Source organism: Streptomyces sp. NPDC026092 (genome assembly GCF_040638605.1).
Classification (GTDB): domain Bacteria; phylum Actinomycetota; class Actinomycetes; order Streptomycetales; family Streptomycetaceae; genus Streptomyces.
The window spans coordinates 106,945-131,470 of the sequence record NZ_JBEZYN010000007.1 but is presented as its reverse complement, the minus strand read 5'-3'; the positions used below and the strand labels follow the sequence as shown (position 1 = coordinate 131,470).

Below are 24,526 nucleotides of genomic sequence, written 5' to 3'. Positions count from 1 at the left end.
GGAAGGTCAGGGACGGGCCCACTTGGTGTTGGCGCCGCCGTTGCACTGCCACAGGCCGAGCCCGGAGCCGTTGGCCGTGGCCTGGCCCCAGACGTTCATGCACTGGCCGGGGTTGAGCACGGCGGTGATGGTGGAGTCGGCGTTGACGTTCCACTTCTGCTCGTCGGTGCCGTCGCACGGCGTGACCGAGACGCGGGCCCCCTGGTTCGCGCCCTTGTCGGCGGTCAGGCACTTGTCGCCGCCGACGCGCAACTCCTTGGCCGGCGTGGCGTCCCAGCGCTGGTTCTCACCGCCCCAGCAGTCCCAGATCATCGCGCCGGTGGCGCCGTTCCAGTCCAGGCAGCGGCCGGACTGCGCGCCGATCAGCGTGGAGTTGACCCAGCGGATGCCGCCGTCGCTCGCGTGGACGACGAGGGAGTTGCCGTCGAGGGAGGTGTACGCGCCGGCGCCGTTCCAGGTCTGGGTGGCCCAGAGGTTTCCGCCCTTGCCCTGGCCGCCGTCGGCCTTGTAGAGGACCAGGTTGCCGTCGTCCTGCATGTGCAGGTACGAGCGCCAGTTCCAGGTGTACTTGCCCCAGAGCTCGCGGCCGGTGACCGCGTCGCGGACGAGGGCGTTGCCCTGGATGTCCATCATCAGCACGGTCTGGCCGTTGGTGAGCCAGCTACCGGGCATCAGCTTCGCGCCGGAGGCGAGCTTGTCACCGCGAGGGTAGGTGTCGGAGTGCCACAGGTGGCCGCCCCGTCCCCAGCCGCCGTCCTTGGTGTAGACGACGAGATTGGCGTCGGACTGCAGCTCCACGCGGGCACCGGCGTTGTTGTGCGTACCGGAGCGCCACAGCGCGGTGGACGGGTCGGTCTCCTTGCCGTCCTTCTTGTAGACGACGAAGTTGCCGTCGGCCTGCATCTTGGCGAAGGCACCCGGGTTGCCGCCGGTGCCGGAGATCCACAGGGCGCCGCCCTCGTTCTCGCCGCCGGTGCGGTGGTACAGGACCAGGTCGCCGTTGGTCTGCATGATGAGTTTGGCGTGCTGGGACGAGACCGTCTCGCCGGGCTGCAGCGTGTCCCCCGCCCTGAGGATGAAGGGGCTCTGCTTGACGGTCTCGATCCAGGAGGCGAGGCCGTCGGTGCGGGCCGCGATGGCACCGGTGCGGGTCTCGGTGCTGGGCGCGCCGAAGCAACCACCCTGCCAGGAGCGGCTGTTGATGCCGAGCAGGTTGCCGGCTCCGTCGAGGACCGGGCCGCCGGTGTCGCCCTTGCACAGCACGTCGGTGCCGTTGGTGGAGTCGAGCGCCAGGTCCGCGGCGGTCGTGCTCCTGACGGTGAAGCCGGCCTTGTGGATCTTGTCCGGTACCCACTCGGTCTTGGTGCGGCCGAAGCCGGCCGCCGAGACCTGGGCGCCGACCGTGGGGGCGGCCGAGGCGAGCTTGACCGGCGTGACACCCTTGGCCGGGCGGTTCAGGCGGGCGAGGACCAGGTCGCGGTCCGTGCGCGGCGCCAGTTCGGTGACGGTGAGGACCGTGCCGCTGCTCAGGGTGGCGGTGGTCTTGCGTGCGGGCTTGCCGGCGGGCACCGCCTCACCGGGGCGCTCGGCGAAACAGCTGGCGGCGGTGGCCAGCCAGAGCTCGTCCACCAGGGTGGCGGAACAGCCCCGGTTCTCGGGCCACTCGCCCACCGAGAGCTGAACGGTGTGGGTGAGCGAGCCGGCCGCCGCGGGCGTGCCCGCGGCGGCCTGCGCCGTGCCGGCGGTGAGGCCCGTGAGCGTGAGCGGGGCGGCGAGGAGAGCCGCGCCGAGGGCGACTCCGAGGGAGGGTCTTGCGGGGTTCGGACGCTTCATTTCACTTCCTGGAAGCAAGGGCTGGGAGCGTGGAGGGCATGCGCGGGGCGCCGGCCGGGGCCGACTCCCGTGCGGGGGTGCCTACTTGCTGGCGCGGATCTCCATGAGCATGAAGTCGCGGGCCTGCGGGTCGACGCTCTCGCCGACCGGGGTCCACGTGTTCTTCTTGATGTCGAAGGACTTCTCCTCGGTGCCGACGGTCATGTCGACCTCGGCCGAGTAGTTGTTGCCCTTGATCGAGAAGACGGCCGGGAGCTCCAGGGCCAGATAGCCCTGGTTTCCGGTGATCTTGAAGCAGAACCGCTCCTCGTCCTGGCGCGTCCAGACCTCCATCAGGTCGGGGGCGCTGCCGCAGTCGGCGAGGAGGATGTGGCCGTCCCCGCGCTTGAGGGTGATCTTCCTCTCGGCGAGGATCTTGTCGGCGTTGGGGTAGCCGAAGTCCTCGACGGCGTAGCCCGGTTCCTCCTCGGCGACGGCCTTCATCGCCACGGCGTCCGTGGCGTTCGCGTCGGAGGAGCCGGCGCCGGAGCCGCCGGTGATCCCCACCCATGCCAGGGCGCCGGCGACCAGTGCCGTGGCCACTGTGCGGACAAGTGTCCTGCGTGCCTTCATCTCTGTCCCAGTAGTCGGTTCCGGGTGTGATCCGGAAGAGGTGTGCCAAAAGGCGTGAAGGCTTGTGTCCAGCCAATGAGAGATGCGTCAAAGACGGGTCGTCTCTTCGTGGAAGCCCCCAACTTCGCCCCGGATACTAACCGATGGAATGGCGCGTAAATCAAGCCCCGAAAAACGGGAGTGACACTCCGTCAATACCTTCCGTGCCCGGGTGGGAGCGGGGATGGGGGGAGCGGAGCGCCCTCCTCAAGTGACCTGCATCACGGCCTTGGGTCGAGTTAGTGCGACGAAAAGATGCAGACTGTGGGGGTCACAACCGATTTGGGCATCGCGTTCGCGCCACCAGGGCCACAATTCAAGCCGCAGGGGATAAACGGAAGTTGATTTCTCATCAACTACCGTCTGGCTAACTTCGATCGGGCCGCGTATGGTCATGCCGCGCGCCGCCGGACCTCGTCACGCCAGTCATGTGCCGGCGGACAATAGCGCGCCTCATTCTTGCTGTCCTGGCTCGGACCGCACTGCTTTGCGGCGTGCCAGGCGTCGAAAGCGAAGGATCGTTTTGGACACCACCTATTGGAGTAGGCGGCGCGTTCTCGGCGCGATCGCCGCCACCACGGCCGTCGTCACCACGTCGAGCCTCGTGCTCAACCCCGTTGCCGCCTGGGCCGACACACCGCCGGCCGGCGGCGACGACGACGGCGACCCGTTCCTGCTGCCCGACACCGAGCGGGCGAAGGTCGTCAGAGAGTGGATTCTCGGCGGCAGAGCCGTCCGGGCCGCCGCGGCGGCCGCGCTGACCGGCTCCGACGCCGATGTGCGGAACTTCCTCGACGTCAGGCTCGCCCTCGAGACGGCGGAGGACAACCGCGTCGCCCTGATGAGCGGCCTCGCCGTCGGCGGAAAGGGCACGCGACGCGAGGCCACCGCCGCGATCAACGGCGGCAACGCCGCCATCTCCGCGTACCTCGCGGGCGGCTTCAGGGCCGGCATCCTGGAAGACCTCCGGGTGGCCACGGCCACCGTGATGGGCCAGGGCGGCAAGGGCGTGAACCGGGCCGGCAACACGGCCCTGAACGACGGCTCCCAGGCGGCGCTCGAGGCATTCCTGAGCCAGGGTCAGTACACCGCGCGGCTCCAGGACATGCGCGTCGAAGTCTCCAAGATGCTGGTGCAGGCGGGGCCGGAGGTGCAGAAGTACGCCGACCGGGCCCTGTCCGGCACCGAGGGCGACGTCGAGTGGTTCCTCGAGACCGGCCAGCACATCGCCCGCGCCCGCGACCAGGAGCGCGCGACCATCGAGGAACTCGTCGCCGTCGTCGAACGCGAGGGCAAGAAGGCCGACGCGAAGACGAAGGAGGCCGAAGAGGCATCCGCCCGTGCCGTGGCAGCGGCGGAGAAGGCCAAGGAGGCCGCGGAGAAGGCCGCCGCCGAGGCCCAGGCCGCCCAGGACGACGTGGCGAAGGCCGGCAAGGCGGCCCGCAAGGCCGGCGAGGCCGCGAAGGGCGCCGCCGACTCCGCCCGCGTCGCGATCAACGCCTCCCACGCCGCCGTCCAGGCCTCCCGCCGCGCCTCGTACGCCGCCGCGGCCGCGAGCCAGGCGGCGGCGACCGCGGGCTCCGCGGCCGCCCAGGCGTACCGAGCCGCCATCGCCGCCTCCAAGGACGCGACCCAGTCGGGCCTCGCCAAGGACGCGGCCGTCGCCGCCCGCAACGCCGCGGCCCGGGCCCGCAGCGCGGCGGAGGCCGCCACCCACGCCGCCTCCGCCTCGGAGGCATCGGCCGGCGCCGGTGCCGCCGCCGCCTCCGCGGCGCGCAACGCCACCGCGGCCGCGAACGCCTCGTCGGCGGCCGCCGCGGCTTCCGGAGCGGCGCAGGCGGAGGCCGCCGAGGCCAAGCGCCAGGCACAGATCGCCAGCGCCAACGCCACGATCGCCACCAACGCGGCGGGTACCGCACAGGCCCTGGCCAAGGCGGCAGCGGCCGCCGCCCGCGCCGCGCGCGACGCCGCCAACAGCGCGGCCGACCATGCGGAGAAGGCCGCCGTCGCCGCCGACTGGGCCGCGCAGTACGCGGGTCAGGCGGTGGAGTACGCCAACAAGTCCACCGAGTTCGCCAACGAGGCCACACTGGCGGCGAACACGGCGACCGAGGCCGTCCTCAAGGCGGTCGAGGTGGAGAAGGCCGCGCGCGAGGCCGAGTGGCAGCGGCTGGACGAGGACACGCAGCGGGCGCTCGAGGAAGTGCGTCTGCTCGGGGAGATCGAGGCCAGGGAGCGGGCCGAGATCGAACGGAAGCGGACCCAGGCGGAGCAGACCGCCCAGGCCACGAAGGACCTCATCGCCCGGGCCGAGTCGGCCCTCGCGGCGGGGGACGCCACGGGCGCCACCACCCTCGGCCGCCAGGCCGCGCTCGCCATGATGGAGGCCAAGGGCGCCTGGTCCCTGGAGGCGGCACGGTTCGCCCTGGCCGGCACCGAGTCCGAGATCCACGCCTGGATCGAGGTCGACCGGCAGATCGCCCAGCGCCAGGACGACCGCGAGAACGCCCTCTTCATCGCGCGGACCTCCAACCCGGACGTCGCCTTCGCCGCGACCGCGGCGCTGGAGAGCACGGCAGCGGACGCCGTGGCGAAGTTCCTCGGCTCCGGCGCCGTCCAGGCCGCCGCCATGGACAACCGCGTCGCGGTCAACCGTGTGCTGGCCGAGAAGCCCGGCCGTGCGGTGACGGACGCGGCCAACGCGGCCCTGAACGCCGGAACCCCGCAGGCGCTCTACGAGTTCCTCACCGTCGGCCTGGAGAAGGCGCTGCGGCAGGACGACGCGGTGGCGACCGCGGCCCTCCTCCAGACCGGAGGCCGGTACACCAAGGCGCACGCCCAGGTCGCGATGGAGGGCCCGGCGTGGATGCGCCGCACCTTCATCGCGTCGATGCAGTACGAGTCCGCACAGCTCGACTACGACTCCGACACCCACATCGCCGCCATGCAGGGCGCGATCGCGGCGGCCGCGAAGATCGCCCACAAGGCGCAGGAGGACGCCGGCCGCGCCCAGGAGGCGGCTGCGTACGCCCGCAAGGCGGCCGCCGAGGCCGTGCAGTGGGCGGAGAAGGCGCGGCTGTCGGCCGAGAAGGCCGCCGAATCCGCGCAGCAGGCGAACAACCTGGCGAAGGACGCGGAGACGTCGGCCGCGAACGCGCGGCAGTCCGCGGACCAGGCGCTGAGCGCGGCCGCCAACGCCCGTATCGCCGCACGTTCGGCCAACTTCTCGGCCACGCGTGCCATGGAATCGGCGCGCAGTGCCATCGCCTCCGCCAACTCCGCGCAGGCCTCCGCCGCCAACGCCCGCGCGGCGGAGTGGCAGGCCAACCAGAACCGGGACACCGCGGCCGCCGCCGCCAGCGATGCCCGCCGCATCGAGGGGGAGAAGTTCCGGGCCGAGGCCGCTGCGAAGGCCAGGCTGGCGGCCGAAGAGGCGCAGGCGGCCAAGCAGTCCGGCAAGAACCAGTGCGACGTCGCCGACTACGACACCGTCAAGAGCGGACCGGAGCCGGGCAGCGCGAAGTGGTGGGCCAACTACACCCACCAGGCCGCCGTCGTTGCCGGGTTCGCGGGCGTCGGGGTGGGGCTCGTCGGCATCGGCGTCGGCCTGTTCTTCCCTCCCGCCGGCGCCGTCATCATCGCGGCAGGCTTCGGGATCGGGGTCGGTGCGGCGATCCTCGACGCGACCAGCGCGGTGTTCTACGGGGTCGGCTACGGCTGGAACAGCAAGGAGTTCAAGAAGCAGGCCGCGATCGCGGGCCTGAGCGCCCTCTTCCTGGGCCAGTCCCGGTGGATCAGCACCGGCGCCCACGCGGCGAAGAAGGGCGCGCACGCCCTCCAGGAGCTGTCCTCGGTCGCGCAGGAGGCGGTGTCGCCGATCGTCAGCTGGCTGAGCGGAAAGAAGAAGAAGCACTGACGCGTCCGCCCGGACGCAAGGGAAGGCGCCTGGCAGGCACGAGCCTGTTCAGGCGCCTTCTCGCGAACGCGGCGTCCGGAGCACCCTGACGTGCTCAGCCCTCCAGCTCCGCGAGCGCCTGCGTCAGCCACTCCACCCAGAAGCGCTCCAGGTCGATCCCGCCCCGCAGGACGAGATGGCGCAGCCGGTCCGGTTCGGTCTCGCGGCGCGCGGGCGGGAAGTCCCGTACCTCGATCGCCCGGTACTCGTCCAACTGCCGCTGGTGCAGATCGAGATGGCGGCGCAACTCCTCGCGCATGCCCGGTGCCCCGACCACCGCCGCCGCCCGCATCCGCAGCAGAAGGGCGGAGCGCAGCGGCTTCGGGTCCTCGGTGCGGGCCACCCAGACGGCCAGCTCCGTGCGACCCGCGGCCAGCACTTCGTACTCCTTCTTCTGGCCGCGCGCCGGCACCGGAGCGGGCAGGGCGCGGATGTGCCCCGCCTGCTCCAGCTTGCCCAGTTCGCGGTAGATCTGCTGGTGCGTGGCGGACCAGAAGTAGCCGATCGAGCGGTCGAAGCGGCGCGTCAGTTCGAGGCCCGAGGACGGCTTCTCGAGCAGCGCCGTGAGGATCGCGTGCGGGAGGGACATGCACGCATCCTAGGTTCGGGCCGTCGGCGCGATCACAGGGTGGCGGCGAGCCGCGTGCCCTGGTCGATCGCGCGCTTGGCGTCCAGTTCGGCGGCCACGTCCGCCCCGCCGATGAGGTGCGGCGTACGGCCCGCGGCGACCAGCTCCTCGTAGAGACCGCGGCGCGGCTCCTGGCCGGTGCACAGGACCACGGTGTCGACCGGGACGACCTGCGGCTCGCCGTCGACGGTGAGGTGCAGGCCCTCGTCGTCGATCCGCTCGTACGCCACGCCCGCGACCATCGTGACGCCCCGGTGCTTCATCTCCGCGCGGTGGATCCAGCCGGTCGTCTTGCCGAGACCGGCGCCGACCTTGGAGGTCTTGCGCTGGAGCAGGTGGACCTGGCGCGGCGGCCGTGGCCGCTCGGGGGCGCGCAGCCCGCCCCGGCCCTCGTACGAGGTGTCGACACCCCACTGCTTGAAGTACGTCTCGGGGTCCTGGCTCGCGCCCTCGCCGCCGTCCGTGAGGTACTCGGCGACGTCGAAGCCGATGCCGCCCGCGCCCAGGATCGCGACGCGCTCGCCGACGGGCGCGCCGTCGCGCAGGACGTCGAGGTAGCTGACTACGCTCGGGTGGTCGACGCCCTCGATCTCCGGGGTGCGCGGCGTGACGCCGGTCGCGACGACGATCTCGTCGTACCCGTTCAAGTCACCGGCCGAGACTGGGGTGTTCAGCCGGACCTCGACCCCGCGCGCGTCCAGCTGGACGCGGTAGTAGCGGAGCGTCTCGTCGAACTCCTCCTTGCCCGGTACGCGCTTGGCGATGTTCAGCTGGCCGCCGATCTCGTCCGCCGCGTCGAACAGGGTGACGGAGTGGCCGCGTTCGGCGGCGGAGACGGAGAAGGCGAGACCGGCCGGGCCCGCGCCGACGACGGCGATCCGCTTGGCGAGCCGGGTGGGGGAGAGGACTAGTTCGGTCTCGTGGCAGGCGCGCGGGTTCACCAGACAGGAGGTGATCTTCAGGCTGAAGGTGTGGTCCAGGCAGGCCTGGTTGCAGCCGATGCAGGTGTTGATGGTGTCGGAGCGGTCCGCGGCGGCCTTGGCGACGAAGTCGGGGTCGGCCAGGAAGGGGCGGGCCATGGAGACGATGTCGGCGCGGCCCTCGGCGAGGATCCGCTCGGCGACCTCGGGGGTGTTGATGCGGTTGCTGGTGACGAGCGGGATGCTCACCGAGCCCATCAGCTTCTGGGTGACCCAGGTGTACGCGCCGCGCGGGACGGAGGTCGCGATGGTCGGGATCCGGGCCTCGTGCCAGCCGATGCCGGTGTTGATGATGGTCGCGCCGGCGGCCTCGATCTCCTTGGCGAGGGAGACGACCTCCTCCAGCGTCGAACCGCCCGGGACCAGGTCCAGCATCGAGAGCCGGTAGATGACGATGAATTCCTCGCCGACCTGCTCGCGGATCCGGCGGACGATCTCCAGCGGGAAGCGCACCCGGTTCGCGTAGCTGCCGCCCCAGCGGTCGGTGCGCTGGTTGGTGGCGGAGGCGATGAACTCGTTGATGAGGTAACCCTCGGAGCCCATGACCTCGACACCGTCGTACCCGGCCTCCTTGGCGAGCTCGGCGCAGCGGGCGTAGTCCTCGACCGTCCGCTCGACCTCGGCGTCGGTCAGCTCGTTGGGTACGAAGGGGCTGATCGGCGCCTGGATCGCGCTCGGCGCGACGAGCCCGGGGTGGTACGCGTACCGGCCGAAGTGCAGGATCTGCATCGCGATCCGCCCGCCCTCGGCGTGCACGGCGTCGGTGATGAGCCGGTGCTCGGCGACCTCCTCGTCGGTGGTCAGCTTGGCGCCGCCGTCCCACGGCCGGCCGGCCTCGTTGGGCGCGATGCCACCGGTCACGATGAGCCCGACGCCACCGCGGGCGCGCTCGGCGTAGAAGGCGGCCATGCGCGCGAACCCGTTCTCGGTCTCTTCGAGACCGACGTGCATGGAACCCATGAGCACCCGGTTGGGCAGGGTGGTGAACCCGAGGTCGAGCGGGCTCAGCAGATGCGGGTACGGGGTCGGGGTCGGGGTCGCGTTCATGGGGGCGCCTCCTCGCGCAGGGTGGTCACCCTTGTTGTAGGCGACCCCGACCCTGTTATGCAACTAGTTGCAGAAGGCTGGTCACGTGATCTGCGCTACTACTCGGTAACCGCCCTGCGCGATGACCGGGGCATTCGGAGCTCTCCCCGGTATCCGCTCCACTCGGCATCCGCCCTCCTCGGTATCCGCGTACCGGCCGGTATCCGCGCTACTCGGTCACCGCCGTCCCCGCCCACACCGCGAGCTCCTCCGCCGTGCGCGGACCGGGCGCGTCCGGGGCGAGCAGGCCGTGGGCGCGGAGGAGGCGGGTGACCGCCATGCCCCATGGGCGGCGCAGGCGGGCCGCGTCCAGGAGCGCGTCGTCGGCGAGCAGCGTCTCGATGGGGCCCGTCCGCAGGCCCTCCGGGGTGAGGACCGCGGCCTCGTCGGCCCAGCGCAGCGCCAGGTCGACGTCGTGGGTCGCCATCACCAGCGTCGTACCGGCGTCGCGCAGCCGGCCGAGCACCTCCAGGAGCCGCTCCTGCCCGTGCGGATCGAGCCCGGCGGTCGGCTCGTCCATGATGAGGACCCGGGGGCGCATCGCCACGGCGCCCGCGATCGCCGCCCGCTTCCGCTGCCCGTACGAGAGCAGATGCGTCGGCCGGTCCTCAAGGGCGGCGATGTCCAGCGCCTCCAGGGCCTCGCGCACCCGGAGCCGTACCTCCTCCTCCGGAAGCCCCAGGTTCATCGGCCCGAACGACACGTCCTGCCCGACCGAGGCCGCGAAGAGCTGGTCGTCCGGGTCCTGGACCACCAGCTGCACGGTCGTCCGCAGCCGCGTCAGCCCCTTCCGGTCGTACGACACCTCCGTACCGTCGAGCCGGAGCGCCCCGCCGCCGCAGCGCAGGCCGCCGCTCAGGAGCCGCAGCAGCGTCGTCTTGCCGCCGCCGTTGCGGCCGAGCAGCGCGAGCGCCCGGCCCTCCGGCACGGCGAAGTCGACGCCGTCGAGGACGACCGGGCCGTCCTCGTAGGCGAACGTGGCCTTCACCAGTTCCACGACAGGGGGTGCGGGGCTCACGGCAGGGACCTTTCCAGTACGAGAGTGAGGGCGACGAGCCCGGTGAGCAGGCCGGCCGTCGAGGCGAGGAAGCGGCCCGAGACCGCGGCCTCGGGCACCAGGACGCGCAGCGTCCCGTCGTAGCCGCGTCCGGCGAGCCCGGTCTGCAGCCGCTGCGCCCGGTCGAAGGCGCGGACGAACGCCGTCGCGCCGAGCCCGGCGAGCGAACGCCAGGTCGCCGCCCGGGTCGTCAGCCCGAGGCGGGCCGCCTGCGCCTGTCGGATCTTGGATATGGAATCCAAAAGGAGAAAGCTGATCCGGTACATCACCAGCGCCACGTCCACCACGGGCGCCGGCACCCCGGCCCGTACAAGCCGGGGCAGCAGGTCCGAGACGGGCGTCGTGAAGGCGAACAGCAGGACGCCCAGAGACGCCGACGAGGTCCGCAGCAGCAGCTCACCGGCGCGGACCGGACCGTCGTGCGCGAACACGACGAGCCCCCGCGCCCCGCCCACCTCGAACAGGAGCGGGATCGCCCCCGTCACGCAGAAGCCCAACGGGATGCGGAACGCGCGCCACAGCTGACGCCCCGGCACCCCCGCGGGGCCGAGGAGGACGGCGAGGGTGGCCGCCGCGACCAGGACGGCACCCGGCCACGGCGGCAGACAGACCGCGCACAGTGTCAGGCCGAAGCCGAGGACGGCTTTCTCGCACGGGTGACGGCGGCGCCAGCGACTGCTGTGCGCCGCCGCGTCGATCGGCAGCACCGGCGGCGGTTACGCGTCGCCGGACGCTGCCGAGCCGGACGCCGCCCCCGACCGCAGCGCCTTCGCCTCGGCGCGGGCCTCGCCCTGCTTACGGCCCCGGTGCACGCCGAAGTAGTACGCCAGCACACCGGCGCCGAGCGCGGCCTGAAGGGAGAACAGCGCCGACTCGATCTCGCCGGAGGGGGGCTCGTAGAGCGGGCTGAACCACGGCTCGTAGTCGGGAGCGATCTCCGTGATCGCCGCCTCCGCCTCGCCGTCCGCGCCCGCGAACGGCTCCTCCTTGTGGTCGCCGAGGCCCAGGACCAGCGGGAGCACCGCAAGGGCCGCGACGACGAGCAGGAGCAGGGAGTTGATCTTCGCGTTCCGGCTCATCAGGCGCTCGCCTCCGCGTTCTCGTTCTTCTTCCGGGACGGGAGCAGGACCCCGAGCCGGGTCAGGTCCGCCTTGCTGGACTGCGTGAGCAGCCGCATCACGAGGACCGTGAGCAGACCCTCGCTGACGGCGAGCGGCAGCTGCGTGACCGCGAAGATGGAACCGAACTTGGCGAGCGCCCCGACCACACCGCTGCCCGGGTCGGGGAAGGCCAGCGCGAGCTGGACGCTGGTCACGCAGTACGTCGACAGGTCCGCGACGAACGCGCCGAAGAACACGCTCACCATGAGCGGGACGTCGAACCGGCGCAGCAGCCAGTACGTACCGAATCCGGCCCATGGCCCGACGATCGCCATCGAGAACACGTTGGCGCCGAGCGTGGTGAGCCCGCCGTGCGCGAGCAGCAGCGCCTGGAACAACAGGGTGATCGTGCCCAGGACCGCCATCACCGGCGGACGGAACAGGATGGCGCCCAGGCCCGTGCCGGTCGGGTGCGAGCAACTGCCCGTGACCGACGGGATCTTGAGCGCGGACAGGACGAACGTGAACGCGCCGGACGCGCCGAGCAGCAGAGTGGACTCGGGGTTGGCCTTGACCTCACGGGTCAGCGCGCGGACGCCGTGGACGACGAAGGGAGCGGACGCGACGCCCCAGGCGGCCGCGTGCAACGGGGGTAGATACCCCTCGGCTATATGCATGGTTGGGAGACCCTCTCCAGCACCTCGTGGATGGACAACGCACCTTGGCCGGTCTCCTGGCTGACGGGTCATGCCGCCGCGGCTCCGCCTTCCCACACCGCCGCGGTCTCCCGCAGTGGTCCAGTGGCTTCCCCGGAGGGATGGAGCCGGACTTCCCGATCACAGTGGCGAGGGCCGCACCGGTACCGCACCGGTTTCCCGTACACCAAGGCGCTGTGACATTAGTGGGTTGACCAGGTACATCACAACACGGGTACGCCCCCGGACGGTGTGCGACGGATCTCGCGCGCGCCCCCTCACCCCCTCGTGCCCCTCGCTCACTCCTTCCGGTAGGTGTACGCCTCAGCCGCCGCGGCCGTCACCGCGTCCAGGTCTCCGCCCGCGCTCGCGGTGACGAGCGCGGCGACGGCACCTTCGACGAAGGGCGCGTCCACGAGACGTGCCCCCTCAGGCAGCTCGTCCCCTTCGGCGAGGAGCGCCTTGACGGTCAGGACGGCGCTGCCGAGGTCGACGAGGAGGGCCACGCCGGCACCCTCGTCGACCGCCCGCGCCGCCTCGACGATCCGCTCGGAGCTGGTGCCGAGCCCGCCGTCGGGGGTGCCTCCGGCGGCGGCGACCGGCGCGGTCGCCGCGCCGCCCGCGAGCCCCCGGGCCAGGGCGGCGACGGAGTCGGCCACGGCCGCGCTGTGCGAGACCAGCACGATGCCCACCTGACCGGTCATGCGGCGGCCACCTCCGCGAGCGCGGCGATCAGCAGCGCCGACGACGTTGCCCCGGGGTCCTGATGCCCGACCGACCGCTCACCCAGATAGCTCGCCCGGCCCTTGCGCGCCCGCAGGGGTACGGTCGCGAGGGCGCCGGCCTCGGCCGCGTCCCGGGCGGCGGCGAAGGAGGTGCCGAGCGCCTCGGCGGCGGGCACGAGCGCGTCCAGCATCGTTTTGTCGCCGACCTGGGCCCCGCCGAGTTGACCGACGGCGGCGACCCCGGTGGCCAGCGCCGCCGCAAGGTCCTGCCGCGTCACCGTGCCGGCCTCGCCGAGTGCCTTGCCGGTGCGGCGCAGGAGCGTCCCGTACAGCGGCCCGGACGCCCCGCCCACGGTGGAGATCAACTGCCGCCCGGCGAGGACGAGTACGGCCCCCGGCGTGGCGGGCGGCTCCTTGTCCAGCACCTCCGTGACGGCGGCGAAACCCCGCTTCAGATTGGCACCGTGGTCCGCGTCCCCGATCGCCGAGTCGAGCTCGGTGAGCCGATCGGCCTCCCGGTGGACGGCGGCAGCGGCGGCGCCCAGCCACCGCCGGAAGAATTCGGCATCGAACTGTTCGAGCGTGTCCATTTCCGCCCTCACCGACCCCACCGCAGGGCGGCCGTCTGCACGGGCGCGTCCCAGAGCCGCAGCAGCTCCTCGTCGGCCTCGCAGAGGGTCACGGAGCAGCCGGCCATGTCGAGCGAGGTCACGTAGTTCCCGACGAGCGTGCGGGCGATGGGCACCCCGCGCTCGGCAAGGACGCGCTGCACCTCGGCGTTGAACCCGTACAGTTCGAGCAGCGGCGTGGCCCCCATCCCGTTCACCAGGGCGAGGACGGGACCGGACGGCCGCAGGTCCTCCAGTACGGCGTCGACGGCGAAGTCGGCGATCTCGCGCGAGGTCATCATCGCGCGCCGCTCCCGCCCGGGCTCGCCATGAATCCCGATGCCCAACTCCAGCTCCCCCTCAGGCAGTTCAAAGGTGGGACTGCCCTTCGCGGGAGTAGTGCAGGCACTCAAGGCCACGCCGAAACTCCGCGACCGCTCGTTCACCCGCCGCGCGATCGCCTCGACCCGCTCCAGAGGCGCCCCCTCCTCGGTGGCGGCCCCGGCGATCTTCTCCACGAAGAGCGTCGCCCCGGTGCCGCGCCGCCCGGCGGTGTACAGACTGTCGGTCACGGCCACGTCGTCGTCGACGAGCACCTTCGCGATCTGGATGCCCTCGTCCTCGGCGAGCTCGGCGGCCATGTCGAAGTTGAGGACGTCGCCGGTGTAGTTCTTGACGACGAACAACACCCCGGCTCCACTGTCGACCGCGGCGGCGGCCCGCACCATCTGATCGGGCACGGGCGAGGTGAACACCTCCCCAGGACACGCGGCCGCCAACATCCCGGGCCCCACAAACCCCCCATGCAACGGCTCATGCCCGGACCCACCCCCGGAAACCAGCCCCACCTTCCCGTCGACGGGCGCGTCCCGCCGCAGCACGACCCGGTTCTCCACATCGACACGGAGCTCAGGATGCGCGGCGGCCATACCCCGCAGCGCATCGGAGACGACGGTCTCAGGGACGTTGATCAGCATCCTCACGGATACCTCCTGGTGAGACTAGCAGGCACGCTGCTGGGTAGGGTCTTTGCAGGTCAGGGCAGGTGAGGTGAGTTGTGGATCTTGTCGGTTCATGGCCTGGAGGGGCGGCCCTGAGCGGTACTGATGCTGACTTTCCTGACGATAAATCAGCCGGGGGTCGGGTGGACGCGTTTTGCATGTGCGCAGCATGGCGAAATTATCGACGCCCGATCGTGCACGGACACGGGTGTGGACGTGGCCGGGGGTGTCGGCGTTCAGTGGCATGGTGGGAAGGGGGCGGCGCCTGCCGATGGCGGGGGCAACCCGGACGGAATGACTCTCGTGCAGGTGGGGGCGATGAGGCGATCTTCAAGTCCAAGATCTAGCATTTGGACGTCTGTGCAGGTCAGGGGCATGATATGGGCCCCTCGGGTCAGCAAATGGTCAGCATGCGTCGCAGCCCTGTCTCCGCTTGCCGACCCTCCGCCCTCTGCGCAGCGCCTGTGCATGGTTCATCGCTCCCGGGGCCGCGGTGATCGCCACGGCCCCCGGATCGGCTTCGCTGGGCCCTCGGCGGGCCGGGCCCGCCCTGATCCGTCCCCGTCAGCCGAGGGGACGGCGGCGGATCGTCGGCTCGCGCAGGGACGGCGGGGCGTAGCCCGCGTCCTGGGACGACAGGGTGGTGCCCGGGGGAACGATCTTGTCGATCTCGTCCAGGACGTCCGCCGGCAGAGGCCTGTCGGCCGCGCTGAGCTGGGACTCCAGCTGCTCCAGGGTGCGCGGGCCGATGATCGGGGCGGTGACCGCCGGGTGGGCGAGGACGAAGCCGAGGGCCAGTTCGATCAGGGTGAGGCCCGACTGCTCGGCCAGGATCGCGAGCGACTCGACCGCCTCCAGCTTGGCCGCGTTCTCCGCACCGCCGATCTCGAAGCGGCCCGGCTGGCGGGCCGCCCGGCTCGACTCGGGCTGCGGCCCGCCCGCCCGGTAGCGGCCGGTCAGCCAGCCGCCGGCCAGCGGGCTCCAGGGGATCACCGCCAAGCCGTACCGCTGGGCCACCGGCAGCACCTCTGCCTCCACGCCGCGCGCCAGGATCGAGTACGGCGGCTGCTCGGCCACCACCCGCTCACGGCCCCGCCTCTCCGCGATCCACTGCCCCTCGACGATCGACGACGGAGGGAACGTGGACGTGCCGAGGTAGCGGACCTTGCCCTGGCGGACCAGATCGGTCAGTGCGCCGAGCGTCTCGTCGAAGTCCGTGTCCTCCTCCGGCCGGTGCACCTGGTAGAGGTCGATGTGGTCGGTGCCGAGACGCCGCAGGCTGTCCTCGACGGCACGGTGGATCCACCGGCGCGAGTTGCCGAACCGGTTGACGTCGTCTCCCATGCGGCCGTGGAACTTGGTGGCCAGGAAGACGTCGTCCCGGCGATCGGCGAGGGCCTTGCCGACGATCACCTCCGACTCGCCCTGGGAGTACACGTCCGCCGTGTCGACGATGTTGATCCCGGCGTCCAGGGCGCGGTGGATGACGCGGACCCCGTCCTCGTGGTCCGGGTTGCCCCGGGCGCCGAAGTTCATCGCGCCGAGGGCGAGGGCGCTCACCTGCACGCCGGTGCGGCCGAAGGGCCGGTACGGGATGGTCATGACGTTCCTTCCGTGGGGACAGCCGCCGGGATGGGTGTGGGGGCGGCTGTGGGAATGGGTGTGGGGGCTGCCGGGGCCGTGGAGGCGGGCCCTCGTCCGGGTGTCGTCCCGGATGCCGCGATCCGGTCGACGCTCGCCGCCCCGCCGGCGGCGCGGAACGCGTCCCAAAGCCTTCGGTACGGGCCGTGCGCCGCGAGCAGTTCGTGAGGGGTGCCGGCCTCGGCGACCGTGCCGTCCCGCAGCACGATCACCCGGTCCGCGCGGGCGGCGGTGGTCAGCCGGTGGGCCACGACGAGCGTGGTGCGCCGCCGGGTGAGCGCCGCTGTCGCCGCGGCCACCCGGCGTTCGCCGGCCAGGTCGAGCGAGGCGGTGGCCTCGTCGAGCAACAGGACGTCCGGGTCGACGAGTTCGGCCCGGGCCAGCGCCAGCAGCTGCCGCTGGCCCGCGGACAGGCCCCGGCCGCGCTCACCGACCGCGGTCAGATAGCCGTGCGGCAGCCCGGCCACCATCGCGTGCGCGCCGACCGCCCGCGCCGCGGCCTCCACCTCCGCGTCGGTGGCGTCGGGACGGCCGTAAGCGATCGCGTCCCGCACGGTCGTGCCCAGCAGGTACGTCTCCTGCGGGACGACCCCGAGCCGGCGCCGGTACCCCGCCGGATCCAGGGCGCGCAGGTCGGTGCCGTCGATCCGTACGGTCCCGGCGGTCGGGTCGTAGAAGCGGGCGACGAGCTTGACGATCGTCGACTTGCCCGCGCCGGTCGTCCCGACCAGGGCCACCGTCTCCCCGGCGGCGACCCGCAGGCTGACCTCGTGGAGTACCTCACGCCCGCCGTCCCGGTAGCCGAACGACACCCGGTCGAACTCGATCTCGCCGCGCAGCTCGCGCACCGGCACCGGGCGCTCGGCGACCGGTGTGCCGACCGGCTCGCGCATCAGCGTGCGCAGCCGGCCGAGGCCCACGACCGCCTGCTGGTAGCCGTCGAACGCCTGGGACAGCTGCTGGATCGGCGAGAAGAACAACTCGACGTAGAGCAGGAACGCGATCAGGGCACCGGCGGTGAGCCGGCCGTCACGCACCTGCCCGGCGCCGATCACCAGGACCATGGCGGTCGCCGCGGTGCTGAGGAACTCGACGAACGGGAAGAACGTCGCCATCAGCCGCTGCGCCCGCAGCCTGGAGTCGCGGAACGCCCAGGCCAGACGGGCGAAGTCGCGGGCGTTGCGCGCCTCGCGGCCGAAGGCCTGGGTGACCCGGATCAGGGGCACGTTCTCCTGGAGGGAGGCGTTGACCGCGCTGACCCGCTCCCGCGCGTCGAGGTAGGCGGGCAGCGATCGCGCCCGGAACACCGCCGTGGCGGCGACGAGGACCGGCAGGGCGAGGAGCAGGGTGACGGCGAGCTCCGCGTCGATGACGAGCAGGGCGACGAGCACACCGAGCATCGTCAGCAGGGAGACCACGAAGGTCACCAGACCCGTCTGCAGGAACGCCGACAGCGCGTCCACGTCCGTGGTCATCCGGGTCATGATCCGGCCGCCCTGCTCGCGCTCGTAGTAGTCCAGACCGAGCCGCTGCAACTGGGCATACGTCCGCACCCGCAGCGTGTGCAGCAGACGCTCGCCGGTGCGGCCGGTCACCCGCACCTGGGCGACGTTCACCAGCCAGCCGAGCAGCACGACCACCGCCGCGACGGCCGAGGTCGCCAGCAGCACCGCCGGTGCGGACCGGCTGACGCCGCCGTCGACGCCGTGCCGCACCAGGACCGGTACGGCGAGCTGCGCGAGTGCGTCCGCGCCGACCAGCGCGAGACCGCCGAGCAGCGGCAGCCGGAAGGGCCGTACGAGCGTGCGCAGTCCGAAGTCCGGGTCCCAGGCGCGGGCCTGCTCGGGCGAGACCTTCGGATCCACGTCCACGCGCGGCAACGCCGCCAGTCGCTCCCGGAGTTCCTCGCCGGCCGGGGCCCCACCGAGCAGCCCTCCGCCCGGCCCCGCGCGGCCCGGCCCGGATGTCGCGGCGGCCTGCGCGTAGACGGCGGCGACCCGCGCCCCGACGTCCGGGCCGGCCGACGGGGCGTCCGGGGCGGGGCGCCACAGCTCCTCGGTGACACCGCGCGGCCGCGGCGGCTCTGCGGCCGACGCCTCGTCCACGCCGAGTTCGCCGGGCTGCTCATCGGGAGACAGCAGCGACCGGTACAGCGCGCTGCGCTCCCGGAGTTCGTCGGGCGTGCCGATGTCGACGACCCGGCCGCGGTCCAGGACGGCGACCCGGTCGGCCAGTTCGAGGGTGGACGCCCGGTGGGCGATGACCAACGTGGTGCGCTGCCGCGCCACTTGCTGCAGACCGGCGTGGATGGCCGCCTCGACCTGGGCGTCGATGGCGGAGGTCGCGTCGTCCAGCACCAGGACGGCAGGGTCGGGCAGGATCGCCCGGGCCAGGGCGATGCGCTGGCGCTGCCCGCCGGACAGGGTGAGGCCCTGCTCGCCGATCACGGTGTCGTAGCCGTCCGGCAGGGCGCTGACGAACGCGTCGGCCTGCGCCAGCCGCGCCGCGCGGCGGATCTCCGCCGACCCGGCGTCGGGACGCCCGTAGGCGATGTTCGCCGCGATGGTGCCGGACAGCAGATGCGGCTCCTCGAAGACGAAGCCGATCCGGGCACGCAGTTCGGCGAGCCGCAGTCCGCGGACGTCGACGCCGCCGACCCGTACCGTCCCGGCGGCCGGGTCGAAGAACCGGGGCAGCAGCGCCGCCGCCGTGGACTTGCCCGACCCGGCCACGCCGACCAGGGCCAGCGTCTCCCCGGGTTCCACCCTCAGGGTGAACCCGTCGAGCAACGGGGCGGCCGTGGCGTCATGGCCGAACACCACACCGTCCCACTCCAGGGCCGGCGCCCCGTCCGGCACGGCGACGGCGTCCGGGGCGTCGGTGATCTCGGGAGCCGTGTCGACGATGTCGAGGACCCGCTCCACCCCGGCGCGTGCCTGCGGCCAGACGGTGAGCAGCATGGCCACCTGGCGTACGGGCGTCACGAACGAGCCGAGATAGGCGTTGAACGCGACGAAGGTGCCCAGGGAGATGCTGCCGTGCAGCGCCAGCCAGCCGCCCAGCGCGAGCACGGCGACCTGCCCGAGGGCCGGCACGGCCTGTAGCGCCGGGTTGTACCTGCTGGTGAGCCGGGCGACCCGGAACCGCGAGAAGAACAGCCCGCGCGACCGCCGCTCCAGCTCCGCCAGTTCACGCTCCTCCTGTCCGAACCCCTTGACCACGCGGACGCCCGCGACCGCCGCCTCCACGGTCGACGCGACCTCGGCCGCCTCCTGCTGCGCGTGCCAGTTGGCGGGGAACAGGTGGCGGCGGCTGCGGTACGCGATCAGCCACAGCACCGGGCCGACGACGAGGGCGACCAGGGTCAACAGCGGCGTCAGCGTGAACATCAGCGCCACCGACAGGGCGAACATCAGCGCGTTGCCGAACATGTTCGGCAGGAACTGCAGCAGCATCTGGACGAGCGTCACGTCGGAGACGGCCCGGCTGACGACCTGGCCGGTGTGCAGCTCGTCCTGCTGGCGGCCGCCGAGCCGCAGCAGCGCGGCGAAGGTGTCGTTGCGCAGCGCGTACTGCACTCCGAGGGACACCCGGCCGGAGCAGTACCGGCGCAGGAAGCTCGCCCCGAATCGCAGCGCGCCGAGACCGAGTAGCAGCACCACCCAGGGGGTCAGCGCGGCCGAGGGTGACGCCACCCCGTCCACGACATGGCGCAGGACCAGCGGCAGTACGGCCGTGGCCACCGCGGCGACGAGCGCGGCGCCGTACGCCCAGGCCAGGTCGGAGCGGTGGGCCAGGCAGTACCGGACCAGCCGGCGCACCCAGCCCGCGCCGACCGGCCCGGGTGGCGCCGGGGACGTACGGTCCGGGGTGCGACAAGGTGCGATCGTCACGCGGACGCCCCGAGGGCCTGCGGGGTCGCGAGCGAGTCCGCGGGGCGGGGCAGTCCGTAGTGGTCGCGCAGCGTGCTGCCGGTGTACTCGGTGCGGAACCTGCCGCGCTCCTGGAGGATCGGCACCACCTTGTCGACGAAGGCCTCCAGACCGGACGGCAGGACCGGCGGCATGATGTTGAACCCGTCCGCGGCGTCACCGTCGAACCACTCCTCGATGGCGTCGGCCACCTGCACCGGCGTGCCGGTGAACGTGCGGTGCCCCCGGCCGCCGCCGAGCCGGCCGATCAGCTGACGTACAGTCAGTCGCTCCCTCCGGGCCAGCTCCACGATCAGCGTGTACCGGCTCTTGGACCCTTCGATCTCGTCCTCGGACGGCAGGTCGTCCGGCAGCGGTCCGTCCAGGTCCAGCGCGTCCGGGTCGATGCGGAACAGCCGGGCGAGCTGCCGCTTGGCGAACTCCGGGCTGATCAGCCGGTCCAGCTCGCGGTCCAGCTCCTCCGCCTCCGCCTCGCTGTCACCGATGACCGGCACGATCCCGGGCAGGATCTTGATGGCCCCGGGATCGCGGCCGTGCGCCACGGCCCGCTTCTTCAGGTCGACGTAGAACGCCTGTGCCTCTTCGAGGGTCTGCTGCGCGGTGAAGACCGCCTCCGCCCACCGCGCGGCGAACGCCTTGCCGTCCTCCGACGAACCGGCCTGCACGAGCAGCGGGTGACCCTGCGGCGAGCGGGGCACGTTCAGCGGTCCGGCGACCCGGAAGAACCGCCCGGCGTGATCGATCCCGCGGACCTTCGCGGAGTCGGCGTGGACGCCGGTGTCCTTGTCGGCCACGATCGCGTCGTCCGTCCAGCTGTCCCACAGCCTGGTGGACACCTCGAGGAACTCGTCGGCGCGCTCGTACCGCTCCTTGTGCAGGGGTGTGTCGTCCAGGCCGAAGTTGCGGGCCGCGTCCGCTCCTGCGGTCGTGACGATGTTCCATCCGGCCCGCCCGCCGGACACGTGGTCGAGGGAGGCGAACCGGCGGGCCAGGTTGTACGGCTCGTTGTACGACGTCGAGGCGGTCGCGATCAGACCGATGTGCTCGGTCACCCCGGCGAGCGCCGTCAGCAGCACCGTCGGTTCAAGCCGCCCGCCGGGCCGGCGGGCGGGATCGCCCATCAGGCCCGGGCTGTCGGCGAGGAACAGCGAGTCCAGTCTGCCCCGTTCGGCGATCCGGGCGAGGTTGCGGTAGTGCTCGACGTCCCAGGAGGCGTACGGGTCCGACTCCGGCAGCCGCCAGGCGGCCTCGTGGTGGCCGACGCCCATCAGGAAGGCGTTCAGATGGAGCTTCTCGGCGCGCTTGCTCATGACGGTTCCCTCGTGTCCTTCGTACGGTCGTCGGGGAGGGCGCCCAGCGCGCCCAGCAGGGTGGTGCGGTGCCGCTGGAACAGCGGGTCGCCCGGGTCGCGTTCGGCCGGCAGGTCGATGCGCAGGTCCAGGACGAAGTCGCCGTCGTCGAGGACCAGCACCCGGTTGGCGAGGGTCACCGCCTCGTCGACGTCGTGGGTCACCAGCAGCACGGCCGGCCGGTGCCGCTCGTACAGTCGGCGCAGCAGCCGGTGCATCCGGATACGGGTCAGTGCGTCGAGGGAGCCGAACGGCTCGTCGGCGAGCAGCAGTTCGGGCTCGCTCACCAGCGACCGGGCCAGCGCGGCCCGCTGCTGCTCGCCGCCGGACAGCTCGTGCGGCCAGGCCGACGCCCGGCCGCCCAGGCTGACCTCGTCGAGGGCGGCACGGCCGCGCTCCTTGGCGTCGTCGCCGGGCAGACCGAGCACCACGTTGTCGAGGATCCTCAGCCACGGCAGCAGCCGCGAGTCCTGGAAGACCAGTGAGACCCGCCGCGGCACCAGGATCTCGCCCGTGCCGACGGTGGTGTGGTCCAGTCCCGCCACCGCGCGCAGCAGGGTGCTCTTGCCCGAGCCGCTGCGTCCGAGGAGCGCCGTGAACTCGCCGCGGGCGAGGGTCAGATCGACGTTCCGGAGCACCTGGCGGTCACCGAAGGACCGGGTGAGGCCGTTGACGCGGACGGCGGCGGAGTCCACCGTCTCGGCGATCGGGCCGCCGTCGCTCAGGCGGTGATCGTACGTCGCCACGACAGCACCCTCCCCTCCACCAGGCGGACAAGGGCGTCGGAGGCGAAGCCGAAGGTGCCGTACAGCACCAGACCGACGAGGATGATCCCGGACTGGGCGTACTGCTGGGCCTGGAACATCATGTAGCCGATGCCCGACGTGGCGTTGATCTGCTCGACCACGATCAGACCGAGCCAGGCCGCGGTCACCGCCAGCCGCAGCCCCGTGAAGAAGCCCGGGAGCGCGGCCGGCAGCACGACCTTGCGCAGGAACAGCCAGCGTGACAGCCGCTGTGCCTCGGCGAGTTCGACGTAGCGGGCGTCGATGGAGACCAGCGCGGCGTGGGTGTTGATGTAGATGCCGACGGTCACACCGAGCGCGATGACGACCACCTTCATCGTCTCGCCGATGCCCAGCCACAGGATCAGCAGCGGAAGCAGCGCGAGGTTGGGGATCGAGCGCTTGACCTGCAGCGTGCCGTCCACGACCGCGTCACCGATGCGAGAGAGCCCGGACGCCAGCGCGAGCACCAGACCGACCGCGACGCCGATGAGCAGACCGAGCAGGGCACGCGACAGCGAGGCCTGCACGCTCTCCTGCAGACGCCCGCTCACCCACAGCTCCTGGGCGGAGGTCACGACCGAGGTGGGCGACGACAGCTTGCGCGGGTCCAGCCAGCCGGCCGCCGAGGCGCCCCACCAGGCGAGGACGAGCAGCAGCGGGCCGAGGAGCCGGCCGAACGGGATCGACTTGCCGCGCCCGAGGCGGCGCTGGATCGCCGGCACCAGACCGGCGGCCGCCGCCGTGCCCGGTGTCGTCGCGTCCGCCGGCGGTGTGGCGGCCGGGGGCGCCGAGGACGGCGGCTCCTTCTCCGGCCCGGCGGTCACGGTGGCCGTGCCACCGCCCGTTCGGGAGGTCAGATCGAGGTTCATCGGGGCTCCTGAGGTCGGGGGAGGAGGGAGCGGAACGAACTGGCGTGGAAGACGAGGGGGTCCACGTCCCGGTCGAGGCGCAGGTCGTGGACGCGGAGGACGACGATGTCGTGGTCACCGGCCCGGATCTCGTCGTCGACCGAGCTGGTGAACCAGGCGGCGGCGCCGTTCAGCAGCACCGCGCCGTCCTCGTCCGCCTGCCACGAGGCCCCGGCGAAACGCTCGCCGGCCGGACCGGCGAGCCGCCGGCACAGCGCCCCCTGGACCGCGCCGAGCACGCTGACGCCCAGACGGCCGGCGCGGCGCAGCACCGGCCAGGTGCCGGAGGTGTGCGCCATGCAGACGGAGACCAGCGGGGGCGCGAGGGACACGGTCGTGAACGAGCTGGCGGCCAGCCCGACCGGCTCGCCGTCGACCAGGGCGGCGATCGCCGTGACGCCGGTGGGGAACGCGCCGTACACGGCACGCAGGGAGGTGGTGTCGTGCAGGACCGCGGTCATGCGAGAGCCTCCGAGGAGTGGGCGGCGGACAGCCGCCGCAGGGCTGATCCGGCGGGGGGCGCGGCCGGCTCCGTCAGGAGCGGGAGCAGGGCGTCGCCGACGCGGGCGATCTCCTGCCGGTACGGGGTGTCCGACAGCACGAAGTGGGTCACGCCGAGCTCGCGGTACCGGTGCAGCGCGTCGGCGACCTCCCGCGCGGAGCCGACCAGCCAGGTCGTACCGGCGCCGCCGCCTCCGTAGCGGCCGGGGGCCGTGTAGAGGCAGCTGTCCAGGACGTCGCCCCGGTCCGCCAGGTCGAGCAGCCGTCGCTGGCCGGCGGCCGTGCCGCGCCGGAACGCCTCCCGGGCGCGCGGAACCTGCCGCGCCATGCGGCCGACCTTCTCCTCCGCCGCGCGCCACGCGTCTTCGGTGGTGTCCCGTACGAGGGTCGTCACGCGCAGCCCGAACTCCAGCGGCCGGTGGCTGCGCCCGACCTTGTCGGACAGCGTCCGCAGCCGGTCGATGCGTTCGGCCACGCCGTCCAGCGGCTCGCCCCAGAACAGCTGGACGTCGGCCTCCTGCGCGGCGACCCGCTCGGCGGCCGGGCTCGCGCCGCCGAAGTACAGCCGTGGGTGCCGGCCCTCCTCGGCGCGCCAGGGACGCGGCCGGACCGTGGAGTTCTCCACCCGGTAGTACTCTCCCCGGAACGTCACCTCCTCGTCGTTCCACAAGCGGCGCACCAGCCGGAGGAACTCCAGGGTGCGCTCGTAGCGGCGGCCGGGGTCGAACTCACCGTCGCCGTAGGACGCGGCGTGGTCGAGGCCGCTGACGATGTTGACCAGGACCCTGCCTTCGCTGAGCCGGTCGAGGGTGGCCGCGGCGGAGGCGAAGTTCGCCGGGTGCCAGTAGCCGGGCCGGATGGCGATGAGCGGCTTGAACGTCGTCGTACGGGCGGCGAGGGAGGCCGCGACGGTGAAGGTGTCCGGACGGCCCCAGCCGGTGCCGAGGAGCGCCCCGGCCCAGCCGTGGTCCTCGACGGCGCGGGCCAGCTCGGTGGAGTGGTCCAGCGTGCCCCAGCCCTCGACGGTGTCGTCGCCGCGATGCCCGGGCTCGACAGTGTTCGGGATGTACCAGAGGTGTTCGCCCATC

19 protein-coding genes and 1 riboswitch are annotated in these 24,526 nt (G+C 72.5%); of the genes, 1 reads left to right on the top strand and 18 read right to left on the bottom strand.

Going from position 1 to position 24,526, the window contains the following annotated elements:
- Positions 1-6 precede the first annotated feature (6 nt).
- Positions 7-1,833 carry a trypsin-like serine protease gene (locus tag AB0F56_RS13880; protein ID WP_362008186.1) on the bottom strand — a complete coding sequence of 609 codons (1,827 nt, stop codon included), beginning with the start codon at positions 1,831-1,833 and terminating at the stop codon, positions 7-9.
- A gap of 81 nt (positions 1,834-1,914) precedes the next feature.
- Positions 1,915-2,445: a hypothetical protein gene (locus AB0F56_RS13875; RefSeq protein WP_362008183.1), complete on the bottom strand. Its 531-nt coding sequence runs from the start codon at positions 2,443-2,445 to the stop codon at positions 1,915-1,917.
- Between the two features lie 562 nt (positions 2,446-3,007).
- Between AB0F56_RS13875 and AB0F56_RS13870 the strand changes: the two genes are divergently transcribed.
- Positions 3,008-6,400, top strand: a complete 3,393-nt coding sequence (locus AB0F56_RS13870; RefSeq protein ID WP_362008180.1) for a hypothetical protein — start codon at positions 3,008-3,010, stop codon at positions 6,398-6,400.
- A 94-nt stretch (positions 6,401-6,494) separates the two neighbouring features.
- Here AB0F56_RS13870 and AB0F56_RS13865 read toward each other — a convergent pair whose 3' ends face one another.
- The 16 genes from AB0F56_RS13865 to AB0F56_RS13790 form a co-directional block, all read right to left on the bottom strand.
- Positions 6,495-7,028, bottom strand: coding sequence for a PadR family transcriptional regulator (locus AB0F56_RS13865; RefSeq protein ID WP_362008177.1), 534 nt, complete (start codon positions 7,026-7,028; stop codon positions 6,495-6,497).
- Positions 7,029-7,060: 32 nt separating this feature from the next.
- On the bottom strand, positions 7,061-9,094 hold the full coding sequence (locus tag AB0F56_RS13860) for an NADPH-dependent 2,4-dienoyl-CoA reductase (protein ID WP_362008174.1): 2,034 nt from the start codon (positions 9,092-9,094) through the stop codon (positions 7,061-7,063).
- A gap of 208 nt (positions 9,095-9,302) precedes the next feature.
- Positions 9,303-10,151, bottom strand: coding sequence for an ATP-binding cassette domain-containing protein (locus tag AB0F56_RS13855; RefSeq protein ID WP_362008171.1), 849 nt, complete (start codon positions 10,149-10,151; stop codon positions 9,303-9,305).
- The gene (gene cbiQ, locus AB0F56_RS13850) at positions 10,148-10,897 is read right to left on the bottom strand and encodes a cobalt ECF transporter T component CbiQ (RefSeq protein ID WP_362008168.1); all 750 of its coding nucleotides are present in this window, start codon (positions 10,895-10,897) and stop codon (positions 10,148-10,150) included. Before cbiQ ends, AB0F56_RS13855 begins: the two co-directional genes overlap by 4 nt.
- A 9-nt stretch (positions 10,898-10,906) precedes the next feature.
- On the bottom strand, positions 10,907-11,269 hold the full coding sequence (locus tag AB0F56_RS13845; protein WP_362008165.1) for an energy-coupling factor ABC transporter substrate-binding protein: 363 nt from the start codon (positions 11,267-11,269) through the stop codon (positions 10,907-10,909).
- The gene (locus AB0F56_RS13840; protein ID WP_362008162.1) at positions 11,269-11,967 is read right to left on the bottom strand and encodes an energy-coupling factor ABC transporter permease; all 699 of its coding nucleotides are present in this window, start codon (positions 11,965-11,967) and stop codon (positions 11,269-11,271) included. Before AB0F56_RS13840 ends, AB0F56_RS13845 begins: the two co-directional genes overlap by 1 nt.
- A gap of 28 nt (positions 11,968-11,995) precedes the next feature.
- Positions 11,996-12,220: riboswitch (cobalamin riboswitch) on the bottom strand.
- 64 nt (positions 12,221-12,284) lie between these two features.
- Positions 12,285-12,689, bottom strand: coding sequence for a PTS fructose transporter subunit IIA (locus tag AB0F56_RS13835; RefSeq protein ID WP_362008159.1), 405 nt, complete (start codon positions 12,687-12,689; stop codon positions 12,285-12,287).
- The gene (dhaL, locus tag AB0F56_RS13830) at positions 12,686-13,300 is read right to left on the bottom strand and encodes a dihydroxyacetone kinase subunit DhaL (RefSeq protein ID WP_362008157.1); all 615 of its coding nucleotides are present in this window, start codon (positions 13,298-13,300) and stop codon (positions 12,686-12,688) included. Before dhaL ends, AB0F56_RS13835 begins: the two co-directional genes overlap by 4 nt.
- An 8-nt stretch (positions 13,301-13,308) precedes the next feature.
- Entirely contained in the window at positions 13,309-14,301 is a 993-nt protein-coding gene (dhaK, locus tag AB0F56_RS13825) for a dihydroxyacetone kinase subunit DhaK (protein ID WP_362008154.1), read from the bottom strand.
- Between the two features lie 582 nt (positions 14,302-14,883).
- Entirely contained in the window at positions 14,884-15,921 is a 1,038-nt protein-coding gene (locus AB0F56_RS13820) for an aldo/keto reductase (protein WP_362008151.1), read from the bottom strand.
- Positions 15,918-19,847, bottom strand: coding sequence for an ABC transporter transmembrane domain-containing protein (locus AB0F56_RS13815; RefSeq protein ID WP_362008672.1), 3,930 nt, complete (start codon positions 19,845-19,847; stop codon positions 15,918-15,920). Before AB0F56_RS13815 ends, AB0F56_RS13820 begins: the two co-directional genes overlap by 4 nt.
- A gap of 2 nt (positions 19,848-19,849) precedes the next feature.
- Positions 19,850-21,202, bottom strand: coding sequence for an LLM class flavin-dependent oxidoreductase (locus AB0F56_RS13810; protein ID WP_362008148.1), 1,353 nt, complete (start codon positions 21,200-21,202; stop codon positions 19,850-19,852).
- The gene (locus tag AB0F56_RS13805; RefSeq protein WP_362008669.1) at positions 21,199-21,948 is read right to left on the bottom strand and encodes an ABC transporter ATP-binding protein; all 750 of its coding nucleotides are present in this window, start codon (positions 21,946-21,948) and stop codon (positions 21,199-21,201) included. The genes AB0F56_RS13810 and AB0F56_RS13805 overlap by 4 nt, the downstream gene beginning before the upstream one ends.
- 14 nt (positions 21,949-21,962) lie before the next feature.
- Positions 21,963-22,898, bottom strand: coding sequence for an ABC transporter permease (locus AB0F56_RS13800; RefSeq protein WP_362008145.1), 936 nt, complete (start codon positions 22,896-22,898; stop codon positions 21,963-21,965).
- Positions 22,895-23,398, bottom strand: coding sequence for a flavin reductase family protein (locus tag AB0F56_RS13795; RefSeq protein WP_362008142.1), 504 nt, complete (start codon positions 23,396-23,398; stop codon positions 22,895-22,897). Before AB0F56_RS13795 ends, AB0F56_RS13800 begins: the two co-directional genes overlap by 4 nt.
- A complete protein-coding gene (locus AB0F56_RS13790) occupies positions 23,395-24,525 on the bottom strand; it encodes an LLM class flavin-dependent oxidoreductase (protein WP_362008140.1) in 1,131 nt (376 codons plus the stop codon). Before AB0F56_RS13790 ends, AB0F56_RS13795 begins: the two co-directional genes overlap by 4 nt.
- Between the last annotated feature and the right edge of the window lies 1 nt (position 24,526).